Raw genomic sequence first — 24,335 nt, 5'->3', positions numbered from 1 at the left:
ATGTCACACGCCGATCTCGAAAAGACCATCGAAGCCGCCTGGGAGGAGCGCGCCGGCATCTCGACCGCGACCACCGGCGCCGTGCGCGAGGCGGTGGACGAGGCGCTGAACCTGCTCGATTCCGGGCAGGCCCGAGTCGCCGAGAAGGCGGGCGATTCCTGGCAGGTCAACCAGTGGCTCAAGAAGGCGGTGCTGCTGTCCTTCCGCCTCAACGACATGGTGCCGATCGAGGGTGGACCCGGCTCCTCCGCATGGTGGGACAAGGTGCCCTCGAAGTTCGCCAACTGGGGCGAGGCCGAGTTCCGCGCCGCGGGCTTTCGCGCCGTGCCGGGCTGCTTCGTGCGCCGCGGCTCCTACATCGCGCCGGGCGCGGTGCTGATGCCGAGCTTCATCAACCTCGGCGCCCATGTCGGCGAGGGCACCATGGTCGATACCTGGGTGACGATCGGCTCCTGCGCGCAGGTCGGCAAGAACTGTCACATCTCGGGTGGCGCCGGCATCGCCGGCGTGCTGGAGCCGCTCCAGGCCAACCCGGTCATCATCGAGGACAACTGCTTCGTCGGCGCCCGCGCCGAGGTCGCCGAGGGCGTGATCATCGGCGAGGGCTCGGTCCTGTCGATGGGCGTCTATATCGGCGCCTCGACCCGGATCATCGACCGCACCACGGGCGAGACCTTCTACGGCCGCGTGCCGCCCTACTCCGTGGTGGTGTCGGGCACGACGCCCGGCAAGCCGCTGCCCGACGGCACCCCCGGCCCCGGCCTCTACTGCGCCGTGATCGTCAAGCGCGTCGATGCCGGCACCCGCGCCAAGACCGGCATCAACGAGCTGCTGCGGACCTGATGGCGTCTGCCGTCGCATCGCTCGCCACCCGGACCTTCGACCTCACCGTCGCGGGGCATCGGGTGGCGACGCCCTGTGCCGTGGTCGGGGAGGGCGCGGACGCGCTGCTCCTGCCCGCTCTCTCCTCGATCTCGGCGCGCGAGGAGATGCTGCCGCTCGCTCGCGAACTCAGCGCGACGCATCGCTGCCTCGTGCCCGACTGGCCGGGCTTCGGCGCGCATCCGCGGGCGCGGCTGCCGCTGAATCCCACCACCCTGCACGCCTTCCTCGACGCGCTTCTGGCGGCCGCCCCCGGCCCCTACGCGCTCGGCGTCGCCGCGGGCCATGCCGCGCCCTACCTCGTCGCGGCCGCGCGCCGCCATCCCGGTGTCTTCGAACGGCTCGTGCTCGTGGCGCCGACTTGGCGCGGACCGTTGCCGACGGCCATGGGGCCGGAGCGCGCCGCATGGTTCGGCCGGATCCGCCGCGCGGTCGAGATGCCGCTTCTCGGCGAGGCGCTCTACCGGATCAACATCAGCCCGCCGATCATCGGGCGGATGATGCGGGCCCACGTCTATGCCGAGCCGTCGCATGTGACCCCGGCCGTGATCGCTGCCAAGCACCGCATCACCCGCCAGAGCCGGGGCCGGTTCGGCACGGCGGCCTTCGTGACGGGCGGCCTCGATCCCGCCGCCTCGCGCGAGGCGTTCCTGGCTGCGTTCGGCGACGGCCTGCCGCCGGTGCGGGTGCTGCGCCCGGAGAAGGCACCGCGCCGCTCGGGCGCCGAGATGGATGCGTTGATCGGCACGGGCCGCGTCTCGGCCCTGACCGTACCGGGAGCGCTGAGCGCCCACGAGGAGTTTTCGCGCGACGTCGCCGCCGCGATCCGGGCGCCCTGAAGCCGGCCCCGAAAAGGCAGCGCGGTCTGACAGCGGATTGGGACTGTGACGCATCCGTCGCACGTCCCTCCTAGACAGGCCGGAAGCATCAGCCCGAAACTGACGCCCGCTCCTGGCCTCCGCCACGATCCGTTCAGCCCCGGCGCCTGAAAGTTTCTCTTGCGATGACCCGCCCGACCCGCGCGCCGGTGCGCTTGGCCGCCCTGCTGACGCTGATCCTTGCCGCCCAGCCGCCCCAGATCGCCCCCGTCAGGGCCGAGCCGGCGGGACCGGCCGGCCCGGCGACCTCCGCTCCCTCGCTGGAGAAGGACAAGCTCGCGACCGCGGCCCCGAAGGGCTATCTCGGCGAGGAGGCGACGCCGAATCTCGTAGCGATCCTGCCGCCGCCCCCCGCGGGCCACTCGGCGGCGGAGGCGGCCGACCGGGCGGTCTACAACGCGACCCGCGCCTTCCAGGGCGGCCCGCGCTGGGCGCTCGCCACCAACGACGTCGCCGACGGCGGTGCCGCGCTTCTGGAGGATTATGCCTGCGTCCTCGGCCGGCGCATCGACCAAGCGAGCGTGCCGGACCTGATGCGGCTCCTCGACCGGGCCCGCATCGACATCGCCCGCGCCACCCGCGTGGCCAAGCGGCGCTACCGCCGCCTGCGCCCCTTCGTCGGCAACGATTTGCCGATCTGCGTCGCCCGCACGGCCGAACTCGCCGACAGCTTCAGCTATCCCTCCGGCCATTCCGGCCAGGGATGGGCCTACGGGCTGATCATGGCGAACCTGATGCCGGAGAAGGCAACGCAGTTTCTGGTGCGGAGCCGGCTCTACGGCGAAAGCCGGGTCGTATGCGGCGTCCATTGGCTCAGCGATGTCGAGGCCGCCCGCACCGGCGCCTCGGCGCTGGTCGCCGTGCTGCTCGCCGATCCCGGCTTTCGCACCGATCTGGAGCGCGCCCGGGCCGATCTCAAACGCGCGCTGAGCGGGGAGGGGGCGAAACCCGATCCCACGCTCTGTGCCCGCGAGGATGCGGCCGCGCGCCAGCCTTTGCTCTGACGAAACCGGGATAGAGCATCATCCCGAAAGGTGGTTGCCGGCTTTCGGAAAAGGATGATGTAAAAAACGAGAGGATAGAGCATCGTCCTGGATCCGATATCGGGGACGATGCTCCAGGCCCGGCCCCGACGGCTTACCGCTTCCAGACGCCCAGCCGCTCCGTGCGGGCGTGGTCCTCGGCCGCCGCGAGATCCGGCGTCGCCTCCGACGAGGCGCGGCCGCCGCCGTTGAACAGCACCACCTCGGAGAGGTCACGGCCCTCGACGGTGCAGATATGCGCGGTGCTGCCGGGCGCGGGCTGGCAGGTCACCGAGCGCTTGCGAAGATACTTGCTCAGTTCGTCGGATTGGCCGCCGCGGACCCACTCGACGCCGAACAGGCGCACGACCTTGCCGCCGACCCGCAGGGTCGCCGTGTCGATCACTTCCGGCACGCCGACGATAGCGTTGGCGCTGTTGCCACCCTTGCGCGGCGCCTCCGGCTCGGTCGGTCGCTCGGCCGCATTCCCCGGCGCGTCCGCGGGCGGTGCGTCCGGAGCTGGCTCCTCCGCCGCCGGGACGCGAGGCGAGGCGGGCGGCGATTCGGCCGGTGCCGTCTGCGGGGCCTGCGTTTCGGCGGTCTGCGGGGCGGGGCGGCCGGATTCCTCCGTGTCGCGTCCGCTCAGGGAGAGCGCCGCCACGAGGCCTGCGCCGGCCAAGGCGCCGAATGCCAACAGCAGAACCGGCCGGCGGCTGCCGGCAGCGAAGGCATCCTCCGCGAGGTCGCGAATCCGGGTCGCCGCCCGGTGGGGCTGAATCCCACCGGCCACGCGCCGCCAGCCGTCTCCGACGCGGGCGCGCGCCTCGGCAAGGCGCTCCGCCGCGTTCGGCCAGGACTCGGCCGGATCGAGGGCGGCGCTGACCGGTGCGGGCCTCGGCCGGGCCTTCAGCCGCTCGGCGAGCCGGCTGCGCCAGCCCTCGACAGTCTCGCTCGCCGCACTGGCGAGCGCCCGGCTGCGCTCGGCAGAGGTGTTCGCCAGGGAGCGCGCGAGCGCCGACTGCGTCTCCACGAAGCGGGCGCCCGCGGCCCGCACGTCGGCGATGGTGTCGCGGGCGGGTTCCGGTTCCGGTTCGGGGGCAGGGGGGAGAAACAGCGGCGCGTGCCGCTCACGAAGCTCATCGACGAGGTCGTGCAGGGTCAGCGGCACGCCGGCACCCGCCTCGCCCCGCAGGCGCACCGTGCCGGTTCGGTCGACGATCCGGTAGCCGGGCACGCCATCGGCGGGCTCGACGAAGCCCTCGGCGATCAAGGCCAGCGTCCGGCGTGCCACCGGCCGCGCGCCGCGCCGGTCGAGCTCGGCCAGGATCAGCGCGCGGATCCGGCGGTCGTCCTCGGAGACCGGCGCCTCCGGCGGGGCCGTCGTCTCGTCCTTGCTCCGGCCTGCGGCCTTTGCCGATCCCTTCACGCGTGCGATGCCCTGTTCTCGATCGTCGCCGGGGCACCCCCTCACGGCGGCACCCGGCTGCTGCTTCTACAGCATGGACCGGCCGGAGTATCCGGTCGATGCGGCGGCTGATCCCGCAGGATGATCGCTCGAAGCCATCACCCTGATTCCCATCCGGCCTCATTCGCCGGCGCCCGCCTCCGCGGGCTGAGCGTGCCTCGGAAAAACTCCCGATCTCTGACCGTTCTCCCTCTGACGGGGACGGCGCAGCGGGAGTTTTGTGAGCGACACTTAGAGCGCCTTGCGACGAAGTGGTCACCGGCTCGTCGAAAGAAGGCGCGTCAAAACAAGGGGCTTGAGACGCCGGCCTGATGCGATCGGGTCGGATACGGCTCTAGGCTTCCGCTTCGAGCGATGGCTTTTCGGCTTCGCCTGTTAGGCCCCCGCCCGGCTCAGGACGCGGCTCGACTCCGAGACGATGACCGGTGCTCCTCCGGCAAAGCTCACCGTCAGCGTGAGTTCGGCGACCCCCTGCGAACGCGCGCCGCGCGCCGGACTCACGGCCGTGAAATCGTGGACGATGCGAACGAGGCAGGTGCCGCTGGGTCCGTCACAGGCGATCCGCGGTTCCCCGTGCGGCTCGTAGCGCCGCTCGGGCCAGCGCAGCGCGAAGCGCCGCTTCTCAGACAGGAGCGCGTTGATGGTCATGACACGGCCGTGGAAGCGCACCGTGCTGCCGTAGAAGCGGGGCGCGGCGGACAGCATCGCGCCGTTGGGCGCCGATACGCTGTCGAGATAGCCGAGACTCAGGCGACGCGCCGCCACGGCCCAATCGGAGAAGCGCGGATCCGGCTCGGCGCGGGCCATGTTCGCGGCGGGCGGCGGGGCAGGGCGGTGCATCCGGGCGGTATGGGCGTGGCTCTCTTCGCGCGCCCGCTCGCGGATGGCGGCCCGTCGGGCGCGGCGCATCTCGGCAGCACGGGTGCGGTCCTGGCGGTGCATGTCCCGCCGGGCGGGGGAGTGGGAGGCGGCAGCGGCCCGGCGCGAACGGGGCGCGGCTTCCGGTTCGGCCTCGAAACGGGGGGCGGACTTGGCCGCCGGCTTCGCCCGCTCGCCGCCGGCAGGGGCGGGCCCGGATTTGGCGGGTGGGTCGATCCAGTTCGATCCCTGCTGGGCCAGGGCGCCTCCCGCCGCGCAGGCCGAGGAGAGGAGAAGGGTCAGAAACAGCACGGGGCGCATGACGGGACCGATCGGGCGAGCAGGCCTGAAGATGCCTCGCGGAAGGCCGGGTTACCGTCGGCGCTCACCTCGGATGGGTGACGGCGGCCGGCACTCCGCGAAAGGCGGTCGGTGAGACGGAACGCGTGACGGCACCGCTACGGTTCCACGCCATTCTGCCACCGGTTCAGTGCCTACACCGAGTCGGACGCCGGTGCGACCGGTGCCGGGGCTGGACCGCCCGTTACCCCCGCTGTCCAAGCTTCCCGCGTCGGAGCCTACGAAGCCGGGCTCCCGCCCCACGCTCTTGCCCCGCACTCTTGCCCCGCACTCTTGCCATCGCGCGGGAAGTGCCCACCTTGAGCGTGAGGATTCCGGCTCGTCCTGCGCGCGCATGCAGCAGGCCGAGCGCGCCTTGTGCGAAGCATCGGGTGGGATCACTGAGGACGGGTCCGGGCCCCTCTGACGGTCGAGGCGTCGACCGTGATGTCGGATTCTTTCACCGCTGGCGCGAACGCGGCGCGGAAGCGTGCGAGGATATGCCTGTGCCGGCCATGCTGGTTTTCCTGTTCCGGCCCGATGCGAGCGGAGCGGCTGCTTGAGCGCGACCTCGCAGACCGGGAAGCGCCGCGCGCTCCTTCTCGTGAACGCCAAGGCCCGCAGCGGGTCCGCGCCGCTGGATGCGATCCGCACGATCCTGCGCGAGGGGGGGCTCGACCTCGTCGAGCCGGAGGGCAGCGCCGATTGCAAGGAGGTGATCGGGCGGCATGCGGGCTCCGTCGATCTGGTGATCCTCGGGGGCGGCGACGGCACCATGAACGCGGCGGCGCCGGCCCTGGTCGAGACGGGGCTGCCCTTCGGCATCCTGCCGCTCGGCACCGCCAACGACCTCGCCCGCTCCCTTGGCCTGCCTCTCGAGCCGGAGCCGGCCGCCCGCGTGATCCCCACGGCGCCGGAGAAGGCGATCGACCTCGGCTGGGTCAACGGGCACTATTATTTCAACGTCGCGAGCGTCGGCTTTTCCGCCGATCTCGCCAGCGAGCTGACGGCGGAGGCCAAGAAGACCTGGGGCACGGTGGGCTACGCCATCGCCGCTTTTCGACTCCTGCGCCGCGCCCGGCCCTTCACCGTGACGATCGAGCATGACGGCCGTACCGAGAAGGTAACGACCATCCAGGCTTCGGTCGGCAACGGGCGCCATTACGGCGGTGGCATGACCGTGCAGGAAGACGCCACCGTGGATGACGGGCGGCTCGATTTCTACAGCCTCGAAGTCGCCCATTGGTGGCGGCTGATCGCGCTGCTGCCGGCCCTGCGCCGCGGGACCCATGGCAAGGCCGCGGATGTGCGGGCCTTCGAGACCACGGAACTGATGCTGACGACCCGCAAGCCGCGGGCGGTCAACACCGACGGCGAGTTGACGACCTGGACGCCGGCCCATTTCAAGGTGATGCCGAAGGCGGTGCGCGTTCTCGCGCCGCTGGACGCCGCGCCCGGCAGCACCAGCCGGTTCCCTCTTCCCTTCTGAACCCCCGGATCCGGCCGTGGACAGCCTGCTTCACCTCGCCGCCGATCCCACCGCCTGGGCGGCACTGGCGACCCTCGTCGTGATGGAAGTCGTTCTCGGCATCGACAACCTGATCTTCATCTCGATCGTCTCCAACAAGCTGCCCGAGGCCGAGCGGAGCCGGGCGCGGCGCTTGGGTATCGGCCTCGCCCTGATCCTGCGGCTGGCGCTCCTCGGCACCGTGGCCTGGATCGTCCACCTGACCGAGCCGGTCTTCGAGGTGCTGGGCAAGAGCTTCTCCTGGCGCGACCTGATCCTCATCGCCGGCGGCCTGTTCCTGCTGTGGAAGGCGACCAAGGAGATCCACCACAGCGTCGATCCGAGCCCGGAGGAGAAGCCCGCCAGCCGGGCGGCGCTCACCTTCGGCTCGGCCATCGGCCAAATCCTGGTACTCGACCTCGTCTTCTCGATCGATTCGATCATCACCGCCGTCGGCATGACCGAGCACGTGCCGATCATGGTGATCGCCGTCCTCGCCGCCGTGACCGTGATGCTGATCGCCGCGGACCCGCTGTCGCGCTTCATCGCCGCCAACCCCACCGTGGTGATGCTGGCGCTCGGCTTCCTCATCATGATCGGCATGACGCTGCTCGCCGAAGGCTTCGGCGCGCATGTGCCGAAGGGCTACATCTACACCGCGATGGCGTTCTCGGCCGGCGTGGAGGGCCTCAACATGGCGGCCCGCCGCCGCAGGCGGGCGAAGACGCCGACGGGCGGAGCCTGAAGCGCCGCAGTTTTCCCGTGAAAACTGCGGGGGTCTGCCAAGGGGCGGCCTACCGCTTCCAGGTCGACCGTTCCCCCGGGGCCGCGCGAGAGCATCGTCCCGAAAGGTGGTTGCCGCTTTCGGAAAAGAGAGGATGCGAAACAAGAGGCACGAGCCCCGGCGAGTGGCATAGGAGCGAGCCTGTTTTCCGGGGCCTTGCCCGCTCGCCAAGCATGTTTCCATTTGGGCCAAATGCGCTCGATCCGAGCGAGGCGGTCAACGAATGGTAAGGCATAGGGGCCGAAGCCCGTCTGCCTCGGCTTGCGGGGTAAGGGTCCGTTCACGCCGCACCACGCGAGTAAGTGGCATGACCTGAACCCAGGCGAATGCCTCCATGCGCTTCCTTCTCGCACCGGCCCTGCTCGCCGCCGCGTGCGGATCCTCCCTCGCTGCCGCACCCTCGCCGTTCCGCGCAGCCCTTGCGGCGGCTGGCGGCTGCGGCGTGCACCGCGTCCTCGCGGAGGAGAGGCTCGGCCGGCTCGGCGCCCCCACGGCACATGCCGTGTCGCAAGGTGAGGCCGACCTGTTCGGCAAGCCGGCCGGACAGTGGACCGAGGACGAGATCCGCGACGCCGTTTCCGTCTTCGCGGCCTGCGAGACCAAGTCCGGGGGGGCCCGCACCGGGTTGAGCGAGCGCCTCGCCCGCGACCTGCGCGGCTTGGAAACGGCCCTGCGCCGGGCCATCGTCGTCGGGCATGCCCACGCACCCGTCGAGGCGAGCGAGGAGCGGGCACCGCACGGAGCCGGCCGCGATGGCACTCCGACCGCGCCCGCTGGGCTGCGACAGGGCCCGGCCTTCACCCCCGCCGCGAAGAGCGGCGCCCCGCAGGGGGGAGCGCCACGCGCGCTCGCCGCGATGCCAGCCCCCTCCTCCGATGTGCGGGATGATGCGCCGCCCGCCCGAGCCTGGCGGGCGCAGCCGTCGGCCACCGATGCGGCAGCGGGCGAGCCGCCTCGCCCCGCCGCGGCGTCGGTCACTGCGCACCGGCCGCCGACGGAGCGGACCCAGTGCCCGGTCAGCCTCGGCGCCTTCGATCTGCTTCAGGCCGAGATGCGTCTGTCCGAGGCCGAGGGCCTGCTCGGCTGCCGCGGCACCATCGACGCCACCACGACCATACCCGGGGTCGGCACCTTCGAGACCTATCTCTGGTCTGACCGCGGCAGCGGCGGCACCGTCACACTGGTCTTTCAGAACAAGCGCCTGCGCTCGAAGGCGCAGCGCGGCCTCGGCGCGGAAGCCGGGCGCAGCGGCTGAATCGTATCGCCGCCGAGAATTCCCAAGGCTTAGCGCATCATCCCGAAAGGTGGTTGCCGGCTTTCGGAAAAGGATGATGCAAAAACAAGAGGATTGAGCATCGCCGCTCTCGCTCGGGCCGTCCTTGCGGTTTCGGCTCGGTACGGTGGGCCGGCAACGTCCGGGCCGGCAGCGCGCGTCTCGCCTGAGGGCGCGCTGCGGCGCGATGGATTCAGCGCAGCAAGTTGGTCTTGGCCAGATCGAGGATCGCGTCGCCGCGTCCGTTCATCACGGCTTGGAGCGCGTAAAGACTGAAACCCTTCACCTGCTCGGCCTGAAGCTTCGGCGGCATCGCCAGCTCCTGCCGGTTCGTCACCACGTCGAGGAGGGCCGGGCCGGGATGGGACAGAACATCCTGGATCGCGCCTTCCAAGTCGCCCGGATCCTCGACCCGGTAGGCATGGATGCCGATGGCGCGGGCCATGGCGGCGAAATCCGGGTTTTCGAGCGTGACGCCGGTCTCCAGATAGCCCGCGGCCTTCATCTCCAACTCGACGAAGCCGAGCGTGCCGTTGTTGTAGATGACGACCTTCACCGGCAGCTTTTCCTGCGTCAGGGTGAGGATGTCGCCCATCAGCATCGCGAAGCCGCCATCGCCCGACAGCGAGATCACCTGCCGGCCGGGGCTCGCCGCCTGGATGCCGATGGCGTGCGGCAGGGCGTTCGCCATCGAGCCGTGCGCCCAGGAACCGATCAGGCGCCGCCCAGCCGTCATGGCGAGGTAGCGCGCCGCCCAGACTGTGGGCGTGCCGACATCGGCCGTGAACACCGCGTTATCGGTGGCCGCCTCGCTGAGGAGCCGAGTGAGGTATTGCGGGTGGATCGGCTTACGCCCCGGCTTGCCGGTGGCGAGATCGTCGAGATCCTCGCGCGCCTTGGCGTAATGCTTGAGGCTGGACTCCAGATGGCGCCCGCTGTCGTTGCCGGTCAGGCGTGGCAGAAGGGCGTCGATGGTGGCGGCGACATCGCCGACGAGACCGAGTTCGAGCCGGCAGCGCTTGCCGAGATTCTCCGGACGCAGATCGACCTGCGCGATCTTGGCGTGTTCGGGGTAGAACTGGCGGTAGGGGAAGTCGGTCCCCAGCATCAGCAGGGTCTCGCAGGCTTCCATCGCCGCATAGCCCGAACTGAACCCGATCAGCCCGGTCATCCCGACATCGTAGGGGTTGTCGTGCTCGACATGCTCCTTGCCGCCGAGCGCATGGACGATCGGGCTCTTGAGACGTTCGGCCAGCCGCATCAGCGGCGCGTGCGCACCGGCGCAGCCGCGTCCGCATAGAAGCGTGATTTTCTTGGATCCGTTGAGGAGGTCCGCCAAGCGGTCGAGTTCATCGGCGGGCGGAACCGTGACCGGTGCGCGGGGGCGCAGCGTCGCGGGGGCGGACAATGCGCGCTTGGGCGCTTCCTTCAGAGCGACGGTTCCGGGGATGACCACCACGGCGACGCCGCGCTTGCCGACGGCCGAGCGGATCGCCGCTTCCAGGACGTTGGGCAGTTGCTCCGGGTCCGAGACCGTCTCGCAGAAATGGCTGCAATCGCGGAACAGCTCCTCGGGCCGCGTCGCCTGGAAGTAGTTGAGGCCGATCTCGCTCGACGGGATATGCGCGGCGATCGCCAGGACCGGCGTGCGGGTGCGGTGGGCGTCGAACAGGCCATTGATGAGATGGAGGTTGCCCGGTCCGCAGGAGCCGGCGCAGACCGCGAGTTCACCCGTCACCTGCGCCTCGCCTGCGGCGGCGAAGGCGGCGACTTCCTCGTGACGGACATGAACCCAATCGATGACGCCGCGGGCGCGGATCGCCTCGGTGATTCCGTTCAGGCTGTCGCCGACGAGGCCGTAGACGCGGCGCACGCCCGCCTGCTGGAGCGTCTCGACCACGAGATCCGATACGTTGCGGGTTGCCATGCGCCGTCTCCGAACAGAACCGCCTCGAAAGGCAGTGACGGCGGGCCAACGTCAGACGCAAGCGAAGGTTCGGATGGGTCGAAGATTTTGCAATGACTGCACAATTTCACATACCGGGCGCGTCGCCTCCGGCAGGATCGTGACTTCGTCGATACCGGCCGGACCGGATCGGCGAAGGCCCTTTGTCATCCGGGCCGCACTGTGCCCGAACCAGCCCTTCGCGCGATACGGTCCGAAATAAAAAAAGGCCGGCCGATCGTGTCGGCCGGCCTCTCGGCAAAAAGCCTCGGCGAGGTGCCTCGCCTTACGTGTTCATCGAGTCGAAGAAGTCGCCGTTGCTCTTCGTCTGGCGCAGCTTGTCCATCAGGAACTCGATCGCGTCGGTGACGCCCATCGGGTTGAGGATGCGGCGCAGGACGTAAGTCTTCTTGAGCGCGTCCGGCGGCACCAGCAGCTCTTCCTTACGGGTGCCGGAGCGGGTGATGTCGATGGCCGGGAAGATGCGCTTGTCGGAGACCTTGCGGTCGAGAATGATCTCGGAGTTGCCGGTGCCCTTGAACTCCTCGAAGATCACCTCGTCCATGCGCGAGCCGGTGTCGATCAGCGCGGTCGCGATGATGGAGAGCGAGCCGCCCTCCTCGATGTTGCGGGCCGCGCCGAAGAAGCGCTTGGGCCGCTGCAGGGCGTTGGCATCGACACCGCCGGTCAGCACCTTGCCGGAGGACGGCACCACCGTGTTGTAGGCGCGGCCGAGGCGGGTGATGGAGTCGAGGAGGATCACCACGTCGCGGCCGTGCTCGACCAAGCGCTTGGCCTTCTCGATCACCATCTCGGCGACCTGCACGTGGCGGGTGGCCGGCTCGTCGAAGGTCGAGGCGATGACCTCGCCCTTCACCGAGCGGATCATGTCGGTCACCTCTTCCGGGCGCTCGTCGATGAGCAGCACGATGAGGTAGCATTCCGGATGGTTGATCGTGATCGACTGCGCGATGTTCTGCATCAGCACGGTCTTGCCGGTGCGCGGCGGCGCGACGATCAGCGCGCGCTGGCCCTTGCCGATCGGCGAGACGATGTCGATGATCCGGGGGCTGAAGTCTTTTTTCGGCGGATTGTCGAGTTCGAGCTTGAAGCGCTGCGTCGGGAACAGCGGCGTCAGGTTGTCGAAGTGGACCTTGTGCTTGATCTTCTCCGGGTTCTCGAAGTTGATCGTGTTGACCTTGAGCAGCGCGAAATAGCGCTCGCCGTCCTTGGGGCCGCGGATCGGGCCCTCGACGGTGTCGCCCGTGCGCAGGCCGAAGCGGCGGATCTGGGTCGGCGAGATGTAGATGTCGTCCGGGCCGGGCAGATAGTTCGAATCGTGCGAGCGCAGGAAGCCGAACCCGTCCTGGAGCACCTCGACCGTGCCGGCGCCGATGATCTCGGTCTCGTTGGCCGCGAGCTGCTTGAGGATCGCGAACATCAGCTCCTGCTTACGCATGGTCGAGGCGTTCTCGACATCGACCTCCTCCGCGAAGGCCGTGAGCTCGGTCGGCGATTTGGACTTGAGGTCCTGAAGCTTCACCTCACGCCGGGCGACGAGATCGGCCGGCGCGACGACGGCTTCCGCCGGAGCTTCAACGGGGGTGAGAGCGTCGTTCTGTGACGTCATGTGGGGAGATGCAACCAACGAAGGGCGGGGAATGGTCGGCCGGTTCGGGAGCAGAGCCGGGCGCTGGGGAAGCGCCCCGGGGTCCGTAGCCGTCGCGGGCGCGCGGCCCGGCCCGCGCATCGGTTCCGCTCGGTCAGAAAGACCTCGGAATGCGACACGGCTGCAATGGGAGAGCATCGTTCAGTAGCGCGTTTCGCCACCCAGCTCAAGACCCCGCCCGCCGATTTCCATCTTAGGGTTTGGCGAGTCGGCCTACCGCCGCCGCAGGCGCACGTAGAGGGCGCCGCCTCCACCGTGGTGGCGGGCCGCCTCCTCGAAACCGAGCACGAGGCCGCGCAATTCCGGGCCCCGCAGCCAGTGCGGCACGCTGCGGCGGAGCACGCCGCGCTCGGAGAAGCCGGCGCGGTCGCGACCGCCGAAATCCTCGCCGCCCTTGCCGGTCACCACGAGCACGCGGGCATGCCCCGCCGCGCGGGAGCGTAGCAGGAAGCCGACCAGGGCCGCATGCGCCTCCGCCTGATACAACCCGTGCAGATCGATGCGTGCCTCGATCGTCAGCGTACCCCGCTCCAACCCGCGCCGCTCCCGCCGCTCCAGACCCGGCGCCCCCAGGGACGCTGGGGGAAGGGGGGGAGTGGGCGCGGCGCTGGCTCGGGCGATCTCGGGAGCGAGGTCGCCGAGCTTGAGCGGCTTCGACGCGGCTCGCGACAGGGAGACGAGAGGGCCAGGCTTGGGAGGGCCAGGCTTGGGTGGGACAGGCTTGGTGGGGGCGGCCGGGGGAGGGGAGGTGGGTTTCCAGGCAGGCTTGGCGGCAGGCGTCGGAGCTGGCTCGGCAACCTTCGCCGCAGGACCGGCGACCGGCGGCGCGGGCTGTTCGGCGCCCTTCTGAGCGGGCTTTTTCGGCTTGGCGCGACCCCGCAGGGGCGTGATCAGCTTGGCGATCTCGCCCCAGAGATGCGCCTCCTCGCGCGAGAGCAGGCGCGAGCGCCGCGGCGGTCGCGCGCTCACGGCCGTGCCTCTCCGGCAGCGGCCTCCGGTGCAGCCGCGTCCTTGGCAGCGCCATCCGGGGCGGGCTTCGGGATCAGCACCACGAAGCCCATCCGGTCGTGCAGGTCGCCCGCCGCCCGTCCGGCGGCAGCGCCGGTGCCGACATAGAGGTCGCCGCGCGCCGGGCCGACGATGGCCGAACCGGTATCGGCGGCGACGACCAGATGGCCGCGGCCGGGCTGGCCCGGCAGCTTGCCTTCCAGCCAGAACGGCAGGCCGTAGCGCCAGAGGTTCCCGTCGACGGCCATGCTGCGCCCCGGGCTCAGCGGTACGCCGGCGGCGCCGGGCGGCCCGAGGGCGGGGTCGGTCACCGGCTCGATCCGGAAGAAGATGTAGGACGCGTTCATCCGCATCAATCGGCGGGCATGATCGGGGTTGGCCCGCAGCCACGCCGTCCAGCGCTCCAGGCTCAGCCCGTTGATCGGCAGGTGGCCCTCGTTGACGAGCAGCTTGCCGATCGAGGTGTAGGGCTGGCCGTTCTTGCCGTCGTAGAGCACCCGCATGCCGCGCCCATCGGGCAGGCGGACCCGCCCGGACCCCTGCACCTGCAACACGAAGAGGTCCACGGCGTCGCGCAGCCACAGCAGCGGCCGGGTCCGCTCGCCGAGTGCCCCATCCTCGATCGCCGCGCGCTCGGGATAGGGGACGAGCCCGGTCTCGGTGCGCCGGCCCGCCCGGTAGAGCGGATCGAGCCCCGGCACCGTCTCGCCGGGAGCGAGGCTGACGAGATCGTCCGGCCGGGCCAGCACGGGTGCGGTATAGCCGGGCCCCGGCTCGAGCGACCCCGTCAGCTCGGGCTCGAAATAGCCGGTGAGGAAGCCGACCCGGCGCTCAGGCTCCGTTCCGGACGCCGGTCGGACGATGCGGTAGGCGGAGAACCGCGCCTCGAAGAATTTTTTTGCCTCGTTCGGCCTCACCTCGGCTGCGGCGGCGCAGGCCGCCGCGAGGTCGGCGGGCGAGCCCGTCACGCCCTCGATCTGGGGCGGATTGGGGCCGGGCCCGGCGCAGGTGCGGCGGAAGGCGTCGAGGGACGCCGCCCCGTCATCCTCGCGCCAGCCGGGCAGGGCGGCGAGGGAGACTGGCTCCAGCACGGCGCCCGCCACCGGGGGAGGGACGCGCAACGCTTCAGCCGCGTGCGAGGGTCCGGCGGGAATGGAAACGGCCGCAGCGGCGAGGACCGCTGCGGCCGGAAGGGAAACGCGCAAACACGGCATGAGGCGAAACGATTAGCCGCCCGCGTCGGTGGCGACGAGTTGCCAGTTCGGGTCGCGCGAGCCGAGCGTGCGGGCGAAGGTCCACACGTCGGGCACCTCGACGCCGGTCTCGGCATGGCCGTCGATCACCTTGCCGTCCGCGTCGCGCGTGGCGGTGATAAGGTTCGAGAGGAAGCGCACGGTGATCTGGGCGGCACGGTTCTTCACCTCGACGGCGGCGATCTCCGCCTTGTCGATGGAGATGAAGGTCGTCTCCGCCGTCTCGTTGCGCTTCTCGCGCTCGGAGATCGCCCGCTCGAAGCCCTCGCAGACCTCCCGCGAGAGGAGCGCGCGCAAGGTCTTGCGGTCCCCCTTGGCGAAGGCGGTGACGATGGTCTCGTAGGCGCCCTTGGCTCCCTCGAGGAAGGCGCGGGGCTCGAAGGTCGGTTCGAGCTGCACCACCTGCTCGAGGCCGCGGGCGACCGCCGAGCCCGGCTCGGCGATGCCGCGCCAGTCGCGGGTCGCGGTCTGCACCGCCGCCGCGCCCGCCGGGCTACGGTCGGCGCCGGGCAGGCGCACCACGTTGTCGCCCTCACCGCGGCCGCCCGGCGGCTCGGTGCGGTTGCGCTCCACCGGCCGGAAGGGCGAGCGCTCGGTACCGGTCTTCTGGCCCAGGACCGAGCGCAACCGCCAGATCACGAAGACGGCCAGCGCCAGGAAAATCAGAGTGGTTGCGTCGAAGGAATCCTGCATCACCGATCCGAATCGTGACCGTCGCACACGTGAGTCCGGCACCCGTAAGGCCACCTGGACGGGAAAGCTCCGCCCCCTGATCCCGCTCGCCGCGCTCCGGGAGATGGTTTCGCGAGGCTCCCGACCGGAGCCGGAGAGGGGTTCGCAAGACCGGCTCTTAGCCGAGGGCGGCGCGGGGATCGACCCGGGAACGGAGACCTTGGTAGGCGCTTGGGTCTGAGTGTCTCCGACTGTTCGAAGTCCGTGACCTTAACGTCATATGGGCGGACCTGCGAGGTATTCCAGGGAAACGCGCAAGACGAGCGTCCGCGTCCCATTCACGCGCTCCCCGGCGAGAGCCGCAGAACCGGGCTTCGAAGCCTCGCGCGGGCCGGGGCGATTGCTTCGGTTCGGCTTGTTCGCTGGATACGGGCATGGTAGCCGCAGCCCGCGCCGGAGGGGCGCTCTTTGCGCGGGACACGTGCGCGCCGAAGACGACGCAAGAAGGAGAGACGCCATGGCCGATACCGCGGCACCGAACGGCAACGGCGCGCAGGGCCAGGATCTCGCGCCCGCGATCAACGCACTGGCGCAATACGCCAAGGATCTTTCCTTCGAGAACCCGAACGCGCCGCGCTCCCTGCAGCCGCAGGAGGGCGGCCCTCAGATCAACATTCAGGTCAACGTCAACGCCCAGCAGATCGCCGAGGCCGACTTCGAGGTCGAGCTGACGCTCGAGGGCGATGCCAAGATCCAGAACGAGGTGCTGTTCGCCTTCGAGCTGAAGTACGCCGGCATCTTCCGCATGCGCAACATCCCGCAGGAGCAGATCCATCCGGCGGTGATGATCGAGTGCCCGCGCCTGCTCTTCCCGTTCGCGCGCCAGATCGTCGCCGAGGCCGTGCGCAACGGCGGCTTCCCGCCGCTCTACATCGACCCGATCGATTTCGTCGGCCTCTATCAGCAGAAGATGATGGAAGCCCAGGCCCAGGGCGGCCAGCCGGGCGCACCGCTCGCCTCCTGAGGCGCTCCTTCGGGGACAGCTTTCGATCAGATTCTCGCATTCTCTGAGCAAAACCCCGGAGCCGACGGCCCCGGGGTTTTTTATTTTCGATCATTTGTTTGTTTTTGGCCGCCTTGTGACCTGTCGGCCGCAGGGCTCGCGCAACGGCTGTGCTAGCGCGCCGGTGCAGCCGATTTTGGCTGCCGACCCGAGCCTTGCCGATGTTCCGCCGTCCGACCTTTGCCGCGCTTCTCCTGGCGCTCGGCCTGTCCGCCTGCACCACCGTCGCGCCCAATACGCTCTCCCCGCAGGAGACCGCCAACCTGCGCTTCACCAGCATGGAGGTTCGCATCCCGCCCGAGGCCGCGATCCGCTGGAGCGCCGCCGAAGACGATTACCTGCGCGCCCGCGGCCTGTCGCAGACCGATCCGGCCCTGACCGCGACGCCGGAGGCCCGCGCCCATCTGCGCGACCTCGCCGCCGGTCGCCTCAAGCGCGCCCTGGAGCGCGCGGTCGCGCAACGGCCCGAGGGCACCCGGCCGGTGCGGCTCGTCGCCACGATCAACCGGGTCGACATCCCCTCCGCGGCGCAGCGGGTGCTCATCGGCGGCCATCCGAGCGTGCAGGCCGACATCGCCGTGGTCGACGCGCGCTCGGGTGCGCTGCTGACGACGTACCGGGGCGCGATCGGCACCCGCCCCGCCGGCCAGGGCGCGGTCGCGCTGGTGGATGCCGTCATGGTGTCGGCCGGGGCCGACGACCAGTTCGACCGGGCCGCCAACGATTACGCCGACGGCTTCCAGCGCTGGCTCGCACCACGATAGCCGGGTTGCGCGGCCGGCGGCGGTGAGCGTTGCCCCGGGGGCGGGGCGACGCTGGCGCAGATCGCCACCATGCTCGGCCTGTTCTCCCTGGGTTCTGGGCCCTCGTCGCCTCCGCCCTCGGCTCTCCCAACCTCGCACTGATGCTGGTGATCGCGGGCTTCACCGCGATCACGATCCTCGATCCCATCGCCGCCGCCGCGGCGAGGCGCCCCTGTTCTTCGAGCGCCTGCGGCCGGCTCAGATCCCGCTCGCCGTGCTCAGCCTCGCCGCCCTGCTGGCCTACCGCTTCACGCTCTGAGTCCGCGTTCGGCGGGGGGCCCTCACGCCCCGCATCCTGACGCGGGTCCCTCAGGATGAGGGGGCGGATTGGAGAATGTCGGCGGCTTTCGTAAAAGCCCGCACCGACCCTCCAGCCCGTTTTCCGACCGCCCCATGCATGTCAGCCACGATCCCACCGCCCCGGCATCCGAAACGATCGGGTTCGACGCCTTCCTCGCCGTCGATATCCGCGTCGGCACCGTCGTCTCCGCCGAGCCTTTCCCCGAGGCGCGCAAACCCGCGATCAAACTCGTCATCGATTTCGGGCCGGTGATCGGTGCCAAGCGCTCCAGCGCGCAAATCACCGAGCATTACGGGCCCGACACCCTGGTCGGCCGGCAGGTCGCGGCGGTGGTGAACTTCCCGCCGCGCCAGATCGGCAAGTTCCTGTCGGAGGTGCTGACGCTCGGCTTTGCCGACCCGGCCGGCGCCGTCGTGCTGTTCGCCCCCGACCACCCGGTGCCGGACGGCAGCCGGCTCTTCTAACGCACCATCGGGTTGCCGCCCCGCCCGCGGCTGCGATAGAGCCGGACCTCATTTCCGACCCATCCCGCTCGATCGGCGACGACATGGCCAAGGCCGACACCCTGAAACCCCGCCTGCCGCGCGGCTTCCCCGACCGCACGGAGGCCGACATCCTGGCCCAGGGGCGGATGCTCGACACGATCCGGCAGACCTTCGAACTCTACGGCTTCGAGGCGCTGGAGACCCCCTTCGTCGAGTACACCGAGACGCTGGGAAAGTTTCTGCCCGACCTCGACCGACCGAACGAGGGCGTGTTCTCGTTCCAGGACGACGACGAGCAGTGGCTCTCGCTGCGCTACGATCTCACCGCGCCGCTCGCCCGCCATGTCGCCGAGAACTTCGACGCGATCCCGAAGCCCTATCGCAGCTACCGGGCGGGCTACGTCTTCCGCAACGAGAAGCCGGGGCCGGGCCGCTTCCGCCAGTTCATGCAGTTCGATGCCGACATCGTCGGCGCGGGCAGCGTCGCGGCCGATGCCGAGACCTGCATGCTGATGGCCGACACGCTGGAGCGCCTCGGGCTCGCCGGCCAGTACGTCGTCAAGGTCAACAACCGCAAGGTGCTCGACGGCGTGATGGAGGCGATCGGCCTCGCGGGGGCCGACAAGGCCGGCCAGCGGCTCACCGTGCTGCGCGCCATCGACAAGCTCGACCGCCTCGGCGCCGACGGCGTTCGCCTCCTGCTCGGCCCCGGCCGCAAGGACGAGAGCGGCGACTTCACCAAGGGCGCCGGGCTTGGCGACGACGCCATCGAGCGCATCCTCGCCTATGTCGGCTTCGAGGCGAGCCCGCACGAGGGCGCCGACCGGATGGCGTTCTGGGAAAAGTTCTTCGGCTCCTGGCAGGAGGTCGTCGGCACCTCCGAGACCGGCCGCGAGGGCATCGCCGAACTCCACGCGATCATGCGGCTCTGCGAGGCGGCGGGCTACGGCCATGACCGGGTGCGGGCCGACCCCTCCGTGGTGCGCGGTCTCGAATACTATACCGGCCCCGTCTACGAGGCGGAGCTGACGTTCCCCGTCACCAACGAGGACGGCCAGACCGTCCGCTTCGGCTCGGTGGCGGGCGGCGGTCGCTATGACGGCCTCGTCGGTCGCTTCCGCAGCGAGCCGGTGCCGGCGACCGGCTTCTCCATCGGCGTCTCGCGGCTGTTCTCGGCCCTGCGGCTGACCAAGAGCCCGCTGGTGGAAGGCGCAGCCAAACCCGGCCCGGTCGTGGTGCTGGTGCTCGATCGCGAGAACATCGCCGAGTATCAGGCGCTGGTCGCGCGGCTGCGCGCGGACAACATCCGGGCCGAACTCTATCTGGGTGCGGCCGGGATGAAGGCGCAGATGAAATACGCCGACCGCCGCCGCGCGCCGGCCGTCGTCATCCAGGGCTCGAACGAGCGCGAGGCCGGCGAGGTCCAGATCAAGGATCTGATCGCGGGTGCCCGCGCGGCCGAAGCCATCGCCAGCAATGCCGAATGGAAGGCCGCCCGCCCGGCCCAGGTGTCGGTGCCGGTGGAACGGATGGTCGAGGCGGTTCGCGAAACGCTGGCCCGGCATTTCGGGTGAGGCGCCAGAGCATCGTCCCGAAAGGTGGTTGCCGGCTTTCGGAAAAAAGATGATGCGAAAACAAGAGCCTCAAGCATCGTCCTGGATCTGGGGGATCCAGGACGATGCTTGAGGCGGGAGGGCGATTCTCTCCTTGAAGAGCATCCCCTCGCCCCGCTGTGCGAGGAGAGGGCTTTGACGCCCACAGAGCTCGGGTGTTCCCGAGTTCTGATCCACGTGGCCCAAGTCGGGCAGGCCCGACTTGGATCGTCGGCAAAGCGAGGCGGCGGCCGAAGGTGAGGGGGCGGTTCCGACGAGCCTCGTCGAGAACCGTCCCCATGCCCCGGCGTGGTCTCCGCTCCCGGCCCGCATGACAGGGTGCAGGGAGAGGGGAAGACCCGCGCTTGTCCCTTACAGATTCTGCGCCGGCCGTCCGGTCTCGTTGAAGCCGGGCCGCGAGCCGGTCGCTTGGGCGGTCGCCGGTCCGCCCTGCTGACCACTCTGCGGGCCGCCTTCCGCGCTCGCGCGCTTGACCGCCGCATCGAGGTTTTCGGGATCGAGCGCCGTCTCGACGAAGGCGCGGCCGCGATGGGTCAGGTCGCGGGCGTAGCGAATGCCCTGGTCGCGCAGGTCGTCGGCATAGGGGCCGAGCGCCCGGTCTTCCTGGCGGGTGCGCGGCAGGAGCGCGCCGAGCAGCAGGCCGGCGGCAAGGCCGACCACGCCGACGAGGAGCGGGTTCTCGGAGACGAAGTGCTCCGTAGCGGTGCGGCCCTCGTGCAGGCGGCGATAGCCGCGATCCGCAAGGTCGGCGGCGCGTTGGCGCTGCGTCTCGTAGCGGTCCTCGACCCAGGAGCGGGCATCCTCGTAGGTCTCGCCCGCCCGTTCGCGGGCGGCGCGCACCGTGTCGCTGGCCTGGGCGCGGGTGGAATCGGCGGCCTCGCTCACGCGGTTCTTCAGCTCGGAAGCCCGGTCCGCGGCCTGGTCGCGCAGGTTGCGTGCGCCTTCCCGCGCCTGTTCGGTCGTATCCTGCAGGCCGGCTTGCAGGCGGGCATTGGCGTCGCGGCCCTGCGCGGTCGCCCGGTCGGAGATGTCGTGCAGATTGTGCTCGACGCCGGACTCGCGGGGCATGCCGGAGCGGGCGGCGATGTTCTCGGGCAGGGTCTCCACCGGCGCGCCGGAGGGCGGCGTGGTGACAGGGCCTTGATGGTTGGGGCCTTGGCTCATGATGGACTCCGTTTCCTGGTCGGCCGTCGGCGCGGGGCGTTCCGCGCGCGGCCTGAGATGAGGGGTCAGACCTGACGCTCAGGCGGCAGATCGTGGAGGGGGCGCCCGCCGGGGGCGTCGGGGTCGTAGGTGCGGTCGGCCCCCGTCACGATGACGGGCTTGGCCTCCACCGGCACCACGGCACGGGAGGGAGAGGGACGGCGGACGGTCCGCATGCCGTTGAGCAGGAGGCCGACGCCGGCCGCGATCAGCAGCACCGGCACGGGGTTGCGCCGCACCGCCAGCAGGGCGTCGTCGTAGAAGCCGCTATAGGGCGTCTGCCGGGCCGAACCGAGCATCTCGTCGACGAGGCTCGACGCGTTCAGGCGCCCCTGGATCCGGTCGATGGTCTCATCGAGACGGGCACGGCTCTGCTCGATGTCCTTCTCGAGATCAGAGATCGATTCGCTCATCCCGAAACCCTTTCCGTCAGCGCGCGGGCATCCTGCCGGACCTGCCGCGAGGTCCGGGTCGGCGCGAGGTTGGACAGCGACATCGCCCGGGCGCCGATGACGCCGAGCACGACGGCCACGAGCAGCATGCCGCCGCCCACCAGCAGGGCCGCGAGCCATTCGGACCCCACGAGGGTCGCGACGAACTTCACGAGCGCGCCGATGAGCACCAGCATCGCCGTGACCGCGAACACCGCGGCCAGCACCATCATCGCGAGGCCGATGAACAACGAGCGGACGTTGTTCGTCATCTCCGTGCGGAAGAGGGCGATCTCCTTGCTGGCAAGCTCACTCGCCTCGCGCAGGGCATCGGCGACGAGGGCTTGGATCGAGGAGGGGGGAGGGGAGGGGTTGGGGCCTGTCATGGCGCGTCCCTTCAGACCCGGTAGTCGTCGTAGGCGTGGTCCGTCTCGGCGCTGCCCGACGCCTTGACGAAGCGCGACAGCAGGAAGCCCGCCGCGAACGCGCCGACCGCCACCGTCACCGGGGAGCGCCGGGCGTAGGTTTCCGCCTGACGGTAGAAGTCCTCGAGGCTGCGCCGCTCGATCGAGCCGGCGAGGTCGTCGAGCCCTTCCGCCGCGCTGTCGAAGAAGGCGCGGATGTTGGGGCGATCGTCGAAGGTCTTGCCTGAATCGCGCAGGGACTTGGCGAGGTCCGAGACGGAACGGGCCGCCTCGCCCTTGCGGTCGTCGACGTAGGAGAGGGCCTGCTGGCGCGCGGCCGCGGCGAGCCCCTTGCCGCGCTCGGCCGCCAGACTTGCGGTGTCTTCCACGTCGTGGCGCAGATCCTCCAGGTCGGCCTTGGTGTCGGCCGCCCTGGGGCCGCCGACGGGATCTGGGGACGCGGACGATGTCATGGGCTTGTCTCCGGGCAGGATGGCTGGTCAAGGTCGCTGGACCGGCGCGGATGCGCTTCGATCTGCGATTAACGTGGCCGGAGAACCGTTGGCTGCCTCGCGGAGTTCCGTTTCACGACACCCTTCCGGGCCGCGGTCGCCGAACGAACGGCCTTCCGCGAACGGAAGTCAGAACAAGCGAGGAAGCGCCGCCGCTCCGATGCCGATACCAGCGTCGATCATGCTCTCCGGCCCCAGGCCGGTTCAGGACCGGATGTCATCGCCTATTCAGCTTGGCCCTTGCATGGTTGCGGCGGCTCTGCTGCACTGCGGGGAACGCGGGAAGGCGTGGGGGCCGGTCGGGCGGATGCGGGATCGAACAGCGGTAACATCGTCGGTCCGCCCGCTTGACCTGCAGGGGGGGATGCGTTTGGCTGCATCTCGACGGATCGCGCCAGGCTTCCGCGCGTTTTCACCCAGACGCAAGACCCTTCGGCTGGCGCGCGCCGCGTGCCGGCCCCAGCAAGGACCGGAGCCGGGTTCGTGGCACGTCTGATCATCGTCTCCAACCGTGTTGCCGTACCCGCCGAGGGTAAGGATGCGGTCTCCGCAGGGGGACTCGCCGTTGCGGTCAAGGAAGCTTTCTCCTCCTACGAGGGGTTGTGGTTCGGCTGGAGCGGGAACATCCGCGACAACCCGAGCACCGAGCCGGAACTGATCGACCGCGGATCGATCCAGTACGCCGTCCTCGACCTCTCGCCGCAAGACCACCGCGAGTACTACGCCGGCTTTGCCAACCGGGCGCTCTGGCCGATCATGCATTACCGGATCGGGCTCGGGACGTTCTCCCGCTCGGATTATGCCGGCTACCAGCGCGTCAACCAGACCTTCGCCCAGGCGCTCGCCAAGCTCGTCGAGCCGGACGACCTGATCTGGGTCCACGACTACCATCTGCTGCCGCTGGCGAGCGAGCTGCGCGGCCAGGGTATCGCCAACCCGATCGGCTACTTCCACCACATCCCGTGGCCCGCCGCCGACGTGTTCAACACCCTGCCCGCCAGCAACGAGCTGCTGCGCGCCATAGCCGATTACGACCTGATCGGCCTGCAGACCGATGCCGACGTGCAGAACCTCTCGCGCAACTTCATCGACACGATGCGGGCGATCCCGCTCGGCGGCGGCTCGATGATGGTGGACGGGCGGCGCACGCGGATCCGCAGCTTCCCCATCGGCATCGATGTCGCCAGCTTCAAGGAGGCCGCCGACAAGGCCGGCTCCAACAAGGTGGTGCGCGAGACCATGGCGGGCCTGCGCACCCGCAAGCTGCTCATCGGCGTCGATCGGCTCGACTACTCGAAGGGCGTGCCCGAGCGCATGGAGGCGGTGGACCGCTTCTTCGCCTCGAATCCGGACCAGCGCGGCAACGTCGTCTACATCCAGATCACGCCGAAATCCCGCAGTGAGGTGCCGGAATACGAGCAGCTCTCGCGCGAGGTGAACGAGAAGGTCGGCGACATCAACGGCATGCTCGGCGAGCCGGCCTGGACACCGATCCAATACGTCACCAAGGCCTATCCGCGCCCCGTTCTCGCCGGGCTCTACCGGGCCGCCCGCGTCGGCCTCGTCACGCCCATGCGCGACGGCATGAACTTGGTGGCCAAGGAATACGTCGTCGCCCAGAGCGAGGAGGATCCCGGCGTCCTCGTCCTCTCGAAATTCGCAGGCGCAGCCCGGCAGTTGCCCGAGGCGCTGCTCGTGAATCCCTACGACCGCTTCGAGGTCGCCGAGGCGATCCGGCAGGCGCTCTACATGCCCCGCGGCGAGCGCCTGGAGCGCTGGAAGCCGATGGCGGACCGCATGCGGCGCGAGGACGTGGATTGGTGGGCCCGCTGCTTCATGGTGGAGCTGGAGACCTTCCGCACCGTCGAGCGCGAGCCGCCGAGCACGACGGCGGCGGCGGCGGAGTAGAGCGGGGCTTCCGCCTCGGCGACGAATCGGCCTCAGTCGAAGCGTGGCCTTTCATTT

Annotated in this window: 22 protein-coding genes and 1 pseudogene; 12 read left to right on the top strand and 11 right to left on the bottom strand. The window is 70.1% G+C overall.

Annotated features, from left to right (window positions below; translation table 11 throughout):
- The 3 genes from dapD (at position 1) to E4V01_RS03005 (ending at position 2,764) form a co-directional block, all read left to right on the top strand.
- A complete protein-coding gene (dapD, locus tag E4V01_RS03015) occupies positions 1-843 on the top strand; it encodes a 2,3,4,5-tetrahydropyridine-2,6-dicarboxylate N-succinyltransferase (RefSeq protein WP_015822170.1) in 843 nt (280 codons plus the stop codon).
- On the top strand, positions 843-1,721 hold the full coding sequence (locus E4V01_RS03010; protein WP_060769231.1) for an alpha/beta fold hydrolase: 879 nt from the start codon (positions 843-845) through the stop codon (positions 1,719-1,721). Before dapD ends, E4V01_RS03010 begins: the two co-directional genes overlap by 1 nt.
- 164 nt (positions 1,722-1,885) lie before the next feature.
- Complete coding sequence (locus E4V01_RS03005) at positions 1,886-2,764, top strand: phosphatase PAP2 family protein (RefSeq protein ID WP_135297344.1); 879 nt, start codon at positions 1,886-1,888, stop codon at positions 2,762-2,764.
- 133 nt (positions 2,765-2,897) lie between these two features.
- On the opposite strand, the gene E4V01_RS03000 is transcribed toward E4V01_RS03005, so the two are convergent.
- Positions 2,898-4,208, bottom strand: a complete 1,311-nt coding sequence (locus E4V01_RS03000; protein WP_135297343.1) for a thermonuclease family protein — start codon at positions 4,206-4,208, stop codon at positions 2,898-2,900.
- A gap of 414 nt (positions 4,209-4,622) precedes the next feature.
- Positions 4,623-5,426 (bottom strand): hypothetical protein, encoded by an 804-nt coding sequence (locus E4V01_RS02995; protein WP_060769228.1) that lies wholly within the window; start codon positions 5,424-5,426, stop codon positions 4,623-4,625.
- Positions 5,427-6,003: 577 nt separating this feature from the next.
- Between E4V01_RS02995 and E4V01_RS02990 the strand changes: the two genes are divergently transcribed.
- From E4V01_RS02990 to E4V01_RS02980, 3 genes are all read left to right on the top strand, one after another.
- A complete protein-coding gene (locus E4V01_RS02990) occupies positions 6,004-6,933 on the top strand; it encodes a lipid kinase (RefSeq protein ID WP_060769227.1) in 930 nt (309 codons plus the stop codon).
- Between the two features lie 16 nt (positions 6,934-6,949).
- On the top strand, positions 6,950-7,696 hold the full coding sequence (locus E4V01_RS02985) for a TerC family protein (protein WP_060769226.1): 747 nt from the start codon (positions 6,950-6,952) through the stop codon (positions 7,694-7,696).
- 373 nt (positions 7,697-8,069) lie between these two features.
- The gene (locus E4V01_RS02980) at positions 8,070-8,990 is read left to right on the top strand and encodes a hypothetical protein (protein WP_135297342.1); all 921 of its coding nucleotides are present in this window, start codon (positions 8,070-8,072) and stop codon (positions 8,988-8,990) included.
- 211 nt (positions 8,991-9,201) lie between these two features.
- On the opposite strand, the gene poxB is transcribed toward E4V01_RS02980, so the two are convergent.
- The 5 genes from poxB to E4V01_RS02955 form a co-directional block, all read right to left on the bottom strand.
- Positions 9,202-10,935, bottom strand: a complete 1,734-nt coding sequence (poxB, locus tag E4V01_RS02975) for a ubiquinone-dependent pyruvate dehydrogenase (RefSeq protein WP_060769224.1) — start codon at positions 10,933-10,935, stop codon at positions 9,202-9,204.
- Positions 10,936-11,239: 304 nt separating this feature from the next.
- The gene (rho, locus tag E4V01_RS02970; RefSeq protein WP_060769223.1) at positions 11,240-12,583 is read right to left on the bottom strand and encodes a transcription termination factor Rho; all 1,344 of its coding nucleotides are present in this window, start codon (positions 12,581-12,583) and stop codon (positions 11,240-11,242) included.
- 252 nt (positions 12,584-12,835) lie between these two features.
- Positions 12,836-13,591, bottom strand: coding sequence for a Smr/MutS family protein (locus tag E4V01_RS02965; RefSeq protein ID WP_135297341.1), 756 nt, complete (start codon positions 13,589-13,591; stop codon positions 12,836-12,838).
- Positions 13,588-14,844 carry a murein transglycosylase A gene (locus E4V01_RS02960; RefSeq protein ID WP_193763134.1) on the bottom strand — a complete coding sequence of 419 codons (1,257 nt, stop codon included), beginning with the start codon at positions 14,842-14,844 and terminating at the stop codon, positions 13,588-13,590. The genes E4V01_RS02965 and E4V01_RS02960 overlap by 4 nt, the downstream gene beginning before the upstream one ends.
- A gap of 12 nt (positions 14,845-14,856) precedes the next feature.
- Positions 14,857-15,576, bottom strand: a complete 720-nt coding sequence (locus E4V01_RS02955) for a Tim44/TimA family putative adaptor protein (RefSeq protein WP_060769220.1) — start codon at positions 15,574-15,576, stop codon at positions 14,857-14,859.
- A gap of 496 nt (positions 15,577-16,072) precedes the next feature.
- On the opposite strand from E4V01_RS02955, the gene secB reads away from it, so the two are divergent.
- From secB to hisS, 5 genes and pseudogenes are all read left to right on the top strand, one after another.
- Positions 16,073-16,579 carry a protein-export chaperone SecB gene (secB, locus tag E4V01_RS02950; protein ID WP_003601188.1) on the top strand — a complete coding sequence of 169 codons (507 nt, stop codon included), beginning with the start codon at positions 16,073-16,075 and terminating at the stop codon, positions 16,577-16,579.
- A 200-nt stretch (positions 16,580-16,779) separates the two neighbouring features.
- The gene (locus E4V01_RS02945) at positions 16,780-17,382 is read left to right on the top strand and encodes a hypothetical protein (RefSeq protein WP_135297339.1); all 603 of its coding nucleotides are present in this window, start codon (positions 16,780-16,782) and stop codon (positions 17,380-17,382) included.
- Between the two features lie 39 nt (positions 17,383-17,421).
- Positions 17,422-17,680, top strand: a pseudogene (locus E4V01_RS26655) (DUF3429 domain-containing protein); the annotation flags it as partial.
- A gap of 134 nt (positions 17,681-17,814) precedes the next feature.
- A complete protein-coding gene (locus E4V01_RS02935) occupies positions 17,815-18,186 on the top strand; it encodes a tRNA-binding protein (RefSeq protein WP_135297338.1) in 372 nt (123 codons plus the stop codon).
- Between the two features lie 83 nt (positions 18,187-18,269).
- Positions 18,270-19,781: a histidine--tRNA ligase gene (gene hisS, locus E4V01_RS02930; protein WP_060769217.1), complete on the top strand. Its 1,512-nt coding sequence runs from the start codon at positions 18,270-18,272 to the stop codon at positions 19,779-19,781.
- A gap of 390 nt (positions 19,782-20,171) precedes the next feature.
- On the opposite strand, the gene E4V01_RS02925 is transcribed toward hisS, so the two are convergent.
- The 4 genes from E4V01_RS02925 to E4V01_RS02910 all read right to left on the bottom strand — a co-directional run bounded on the left by E4V01_RS02925 (position 20,172) and on the right by E4V01_RS02910 (position 22,331).
- Positions 20,172-20,984, bottom strand: coding sequence for a DUF883 family protein (locus E4V01_RS02925; RefSeq protein WP_135297337.1), 813 nt, complete (start codon positions 20,982-20,984; stop codon positions 20,172-20,174).
- A 65-nt stretch (positions 20,985-21,049) separates the two neighbouring features.
- Complete coding sequence (locus E4V01_RS02920) at positions 21,050-21,436, bottom strand: DUF3618 domain-containing protein (RefSeq protein ID WP_060769215.1); 387 nt, start codon at positions 21,434-21,436, stop codon at positions 21,050-21,052.
- Entirely contained in the window at positions 21,433-21,840 is a 408-nt protein-coding gene (locus E4V01_RS02915) for a phage holin family protein (protein ID WP_060769214.1), read from the bottom strand. Before E4V01_RS02915 ends, E4V01_RS02920 begins: the two co-directional genes overlap by 4 nt.
- A gap of 11 nt (positions 21,841-21,851) precedes the next feature.
- The gene (locus tag E4V01_RS02910; protein WP_135297336.1) at positions 21,852-22,331 is read right to left on the bottom strand and encodes a hypothetical protein; all 480 of its coding nucleotides are present in this window, start codon (positions 22,329-22,331) and stop codon (positions 21,852-21,854) included.
- Positions 22,332-22,853: 522 nt separating this feature from the next.
- Between E4V01_RS02910 and E4V01_RS02905 the strand changes: the two genes are divergently transcribed.
- Positions 22,854-24,278: a trehalose-6-phosphate synthase gene (locus E4V01_RS02905; RefSeq protein WP_135297335.1), complete on the top strand. Its 1,425-nt coding sequence runs from the start codon at positions 22,854-22,856 to the stop codon at positions 24,276-24,278.
- Positions 24,279-24,335 lie beyond the last annotated feature (57 nt).

Source organism: Methylorubrum sp. Q1 (genome assembly GCF_004683995.1).
GTDB lineage: Bacteria > Pseudomonadota > Alphaproteobacteria > Rhizobiales > Beijerinckiaceae > Methylobacterium.
The sequence above is the reverse complement of the archived record's forward strand: the minus strand, read 5'-3'. Positions and strand labels throughout refer to the sequence as shown.

Coding starts and splice junctions, on each gene's coding strand:
- poxB (WP_060769224.1), bottom strand. CDS start 10,935: ATGGCAACCCGCAACGTATCGGATCTCGTGGTCGAGACGCTCCAGCAG.
- E4V01_RS02910 (WP_135297336.1), bottom strand. CDS start 22,331: ATGACATCGTCCGCGTCCCCAGATCCCGTCGGCGGCCCCAGGGCGGCC.
- secB (WP_003601188.1), top strand. CDS start 16,073: ATGGCCGATACCGCGGCACCGAACGGCAACGGCGCGCAGGGCCAGGAT.
- E4V01_RS02915 (WP_060769214.1), bottom strand. CDS start 21,840: ATGACAGGCCCCAACCCCTCCCCTCCCCCCTCCTCGATCCAAGCCCTC.
- E4V01_RS02995 (WP_060769228.1), bottom strand. CDS start 5,426: ATGCGCCCCGTGCTGTTTCTGACCCTTCTCCTCTCCTCGGCCTGCGCG.
- E4V01_RS02960 (WP_193763134.1), bottom strand. CDS start 14,844: ATGCCGTGTTTGCGCGTTTCCCTTCCGGCCGCAGCGGTCCTCGCCGCT.
- E4V01_RS02955 (WP_060769220.1), bottom strand. CDS start 15,576: ATGCAGGATTCCTTCGACGCAACCACTCTGATTTTCCTGGCGCTGGCC.
- hisS (WP_060769217.1), top strand. CDS start 18,270: ATGGCCAAGGCCGACACCCTGAAACCCCGCCTGCCGCGCGGCTTCCCC.
- dapD (WP_015822170.1), top strand. CDS start 1: ATGTCACACGCCGATCTCGAAAAGACCATCGAAGCCGCCTGGGAGGAG.
- E4V01_RS03010 (WP_060769231.1), top strand. CDS start 843: ATGGCGTCTGCCGTCGCATCGCTCGCCACCCGGACCTTCGACCTCACC.
- E4V01_RS02980 (WP_135297342.1), top strand. CDS start 8,070: ATGCGCTTCCTTCTCGCACCGGCCCTGCTCGCCGCCGCGTGCGGATCC.
- rho (WP_060769223.1), bottom strand. CDS start 12,583: ATGACGTCACAGAACGACGCTCTCACCCCCGTTGAAGCTCCGGCGGAA.
- E4V01_RS02945 (WP_135297339.1), top strand. CDS start 16,780: ATGTTCCGCCGTCCGACCTTTGCCGCGCTTCTCCTGGCGCTCGGCCTG.
- E4V01_RS03005 (WP_135297344.1), top strand. CDS start 1,886: ATGACCCGCCCGACCCGCGCGCCGGTGCGCTTGGCCGCCCTGCTGACG.
- E4V01_RS02935 (WP_135297338.1), top strand. CDS start 17,815: ATGCATGTCAGCCACGATCCCACCGCCCCGGCATCCGAAACGATCGGG.
- E4V01_RS02920 (WP_060769215.1), bottom strand. CDS start 21,436: ATGAGCGAATCGATCTCTGATCTCGAGAAGGACATCGAGCAGAGCCGT.
- E4V01_RS02925 (WP_135297337.1), bottom strand. CDS start 20,984: ATGAGCCAAGGCCCCAACCATCAAGGCCCTGTCACCACGCCGCCCTCC.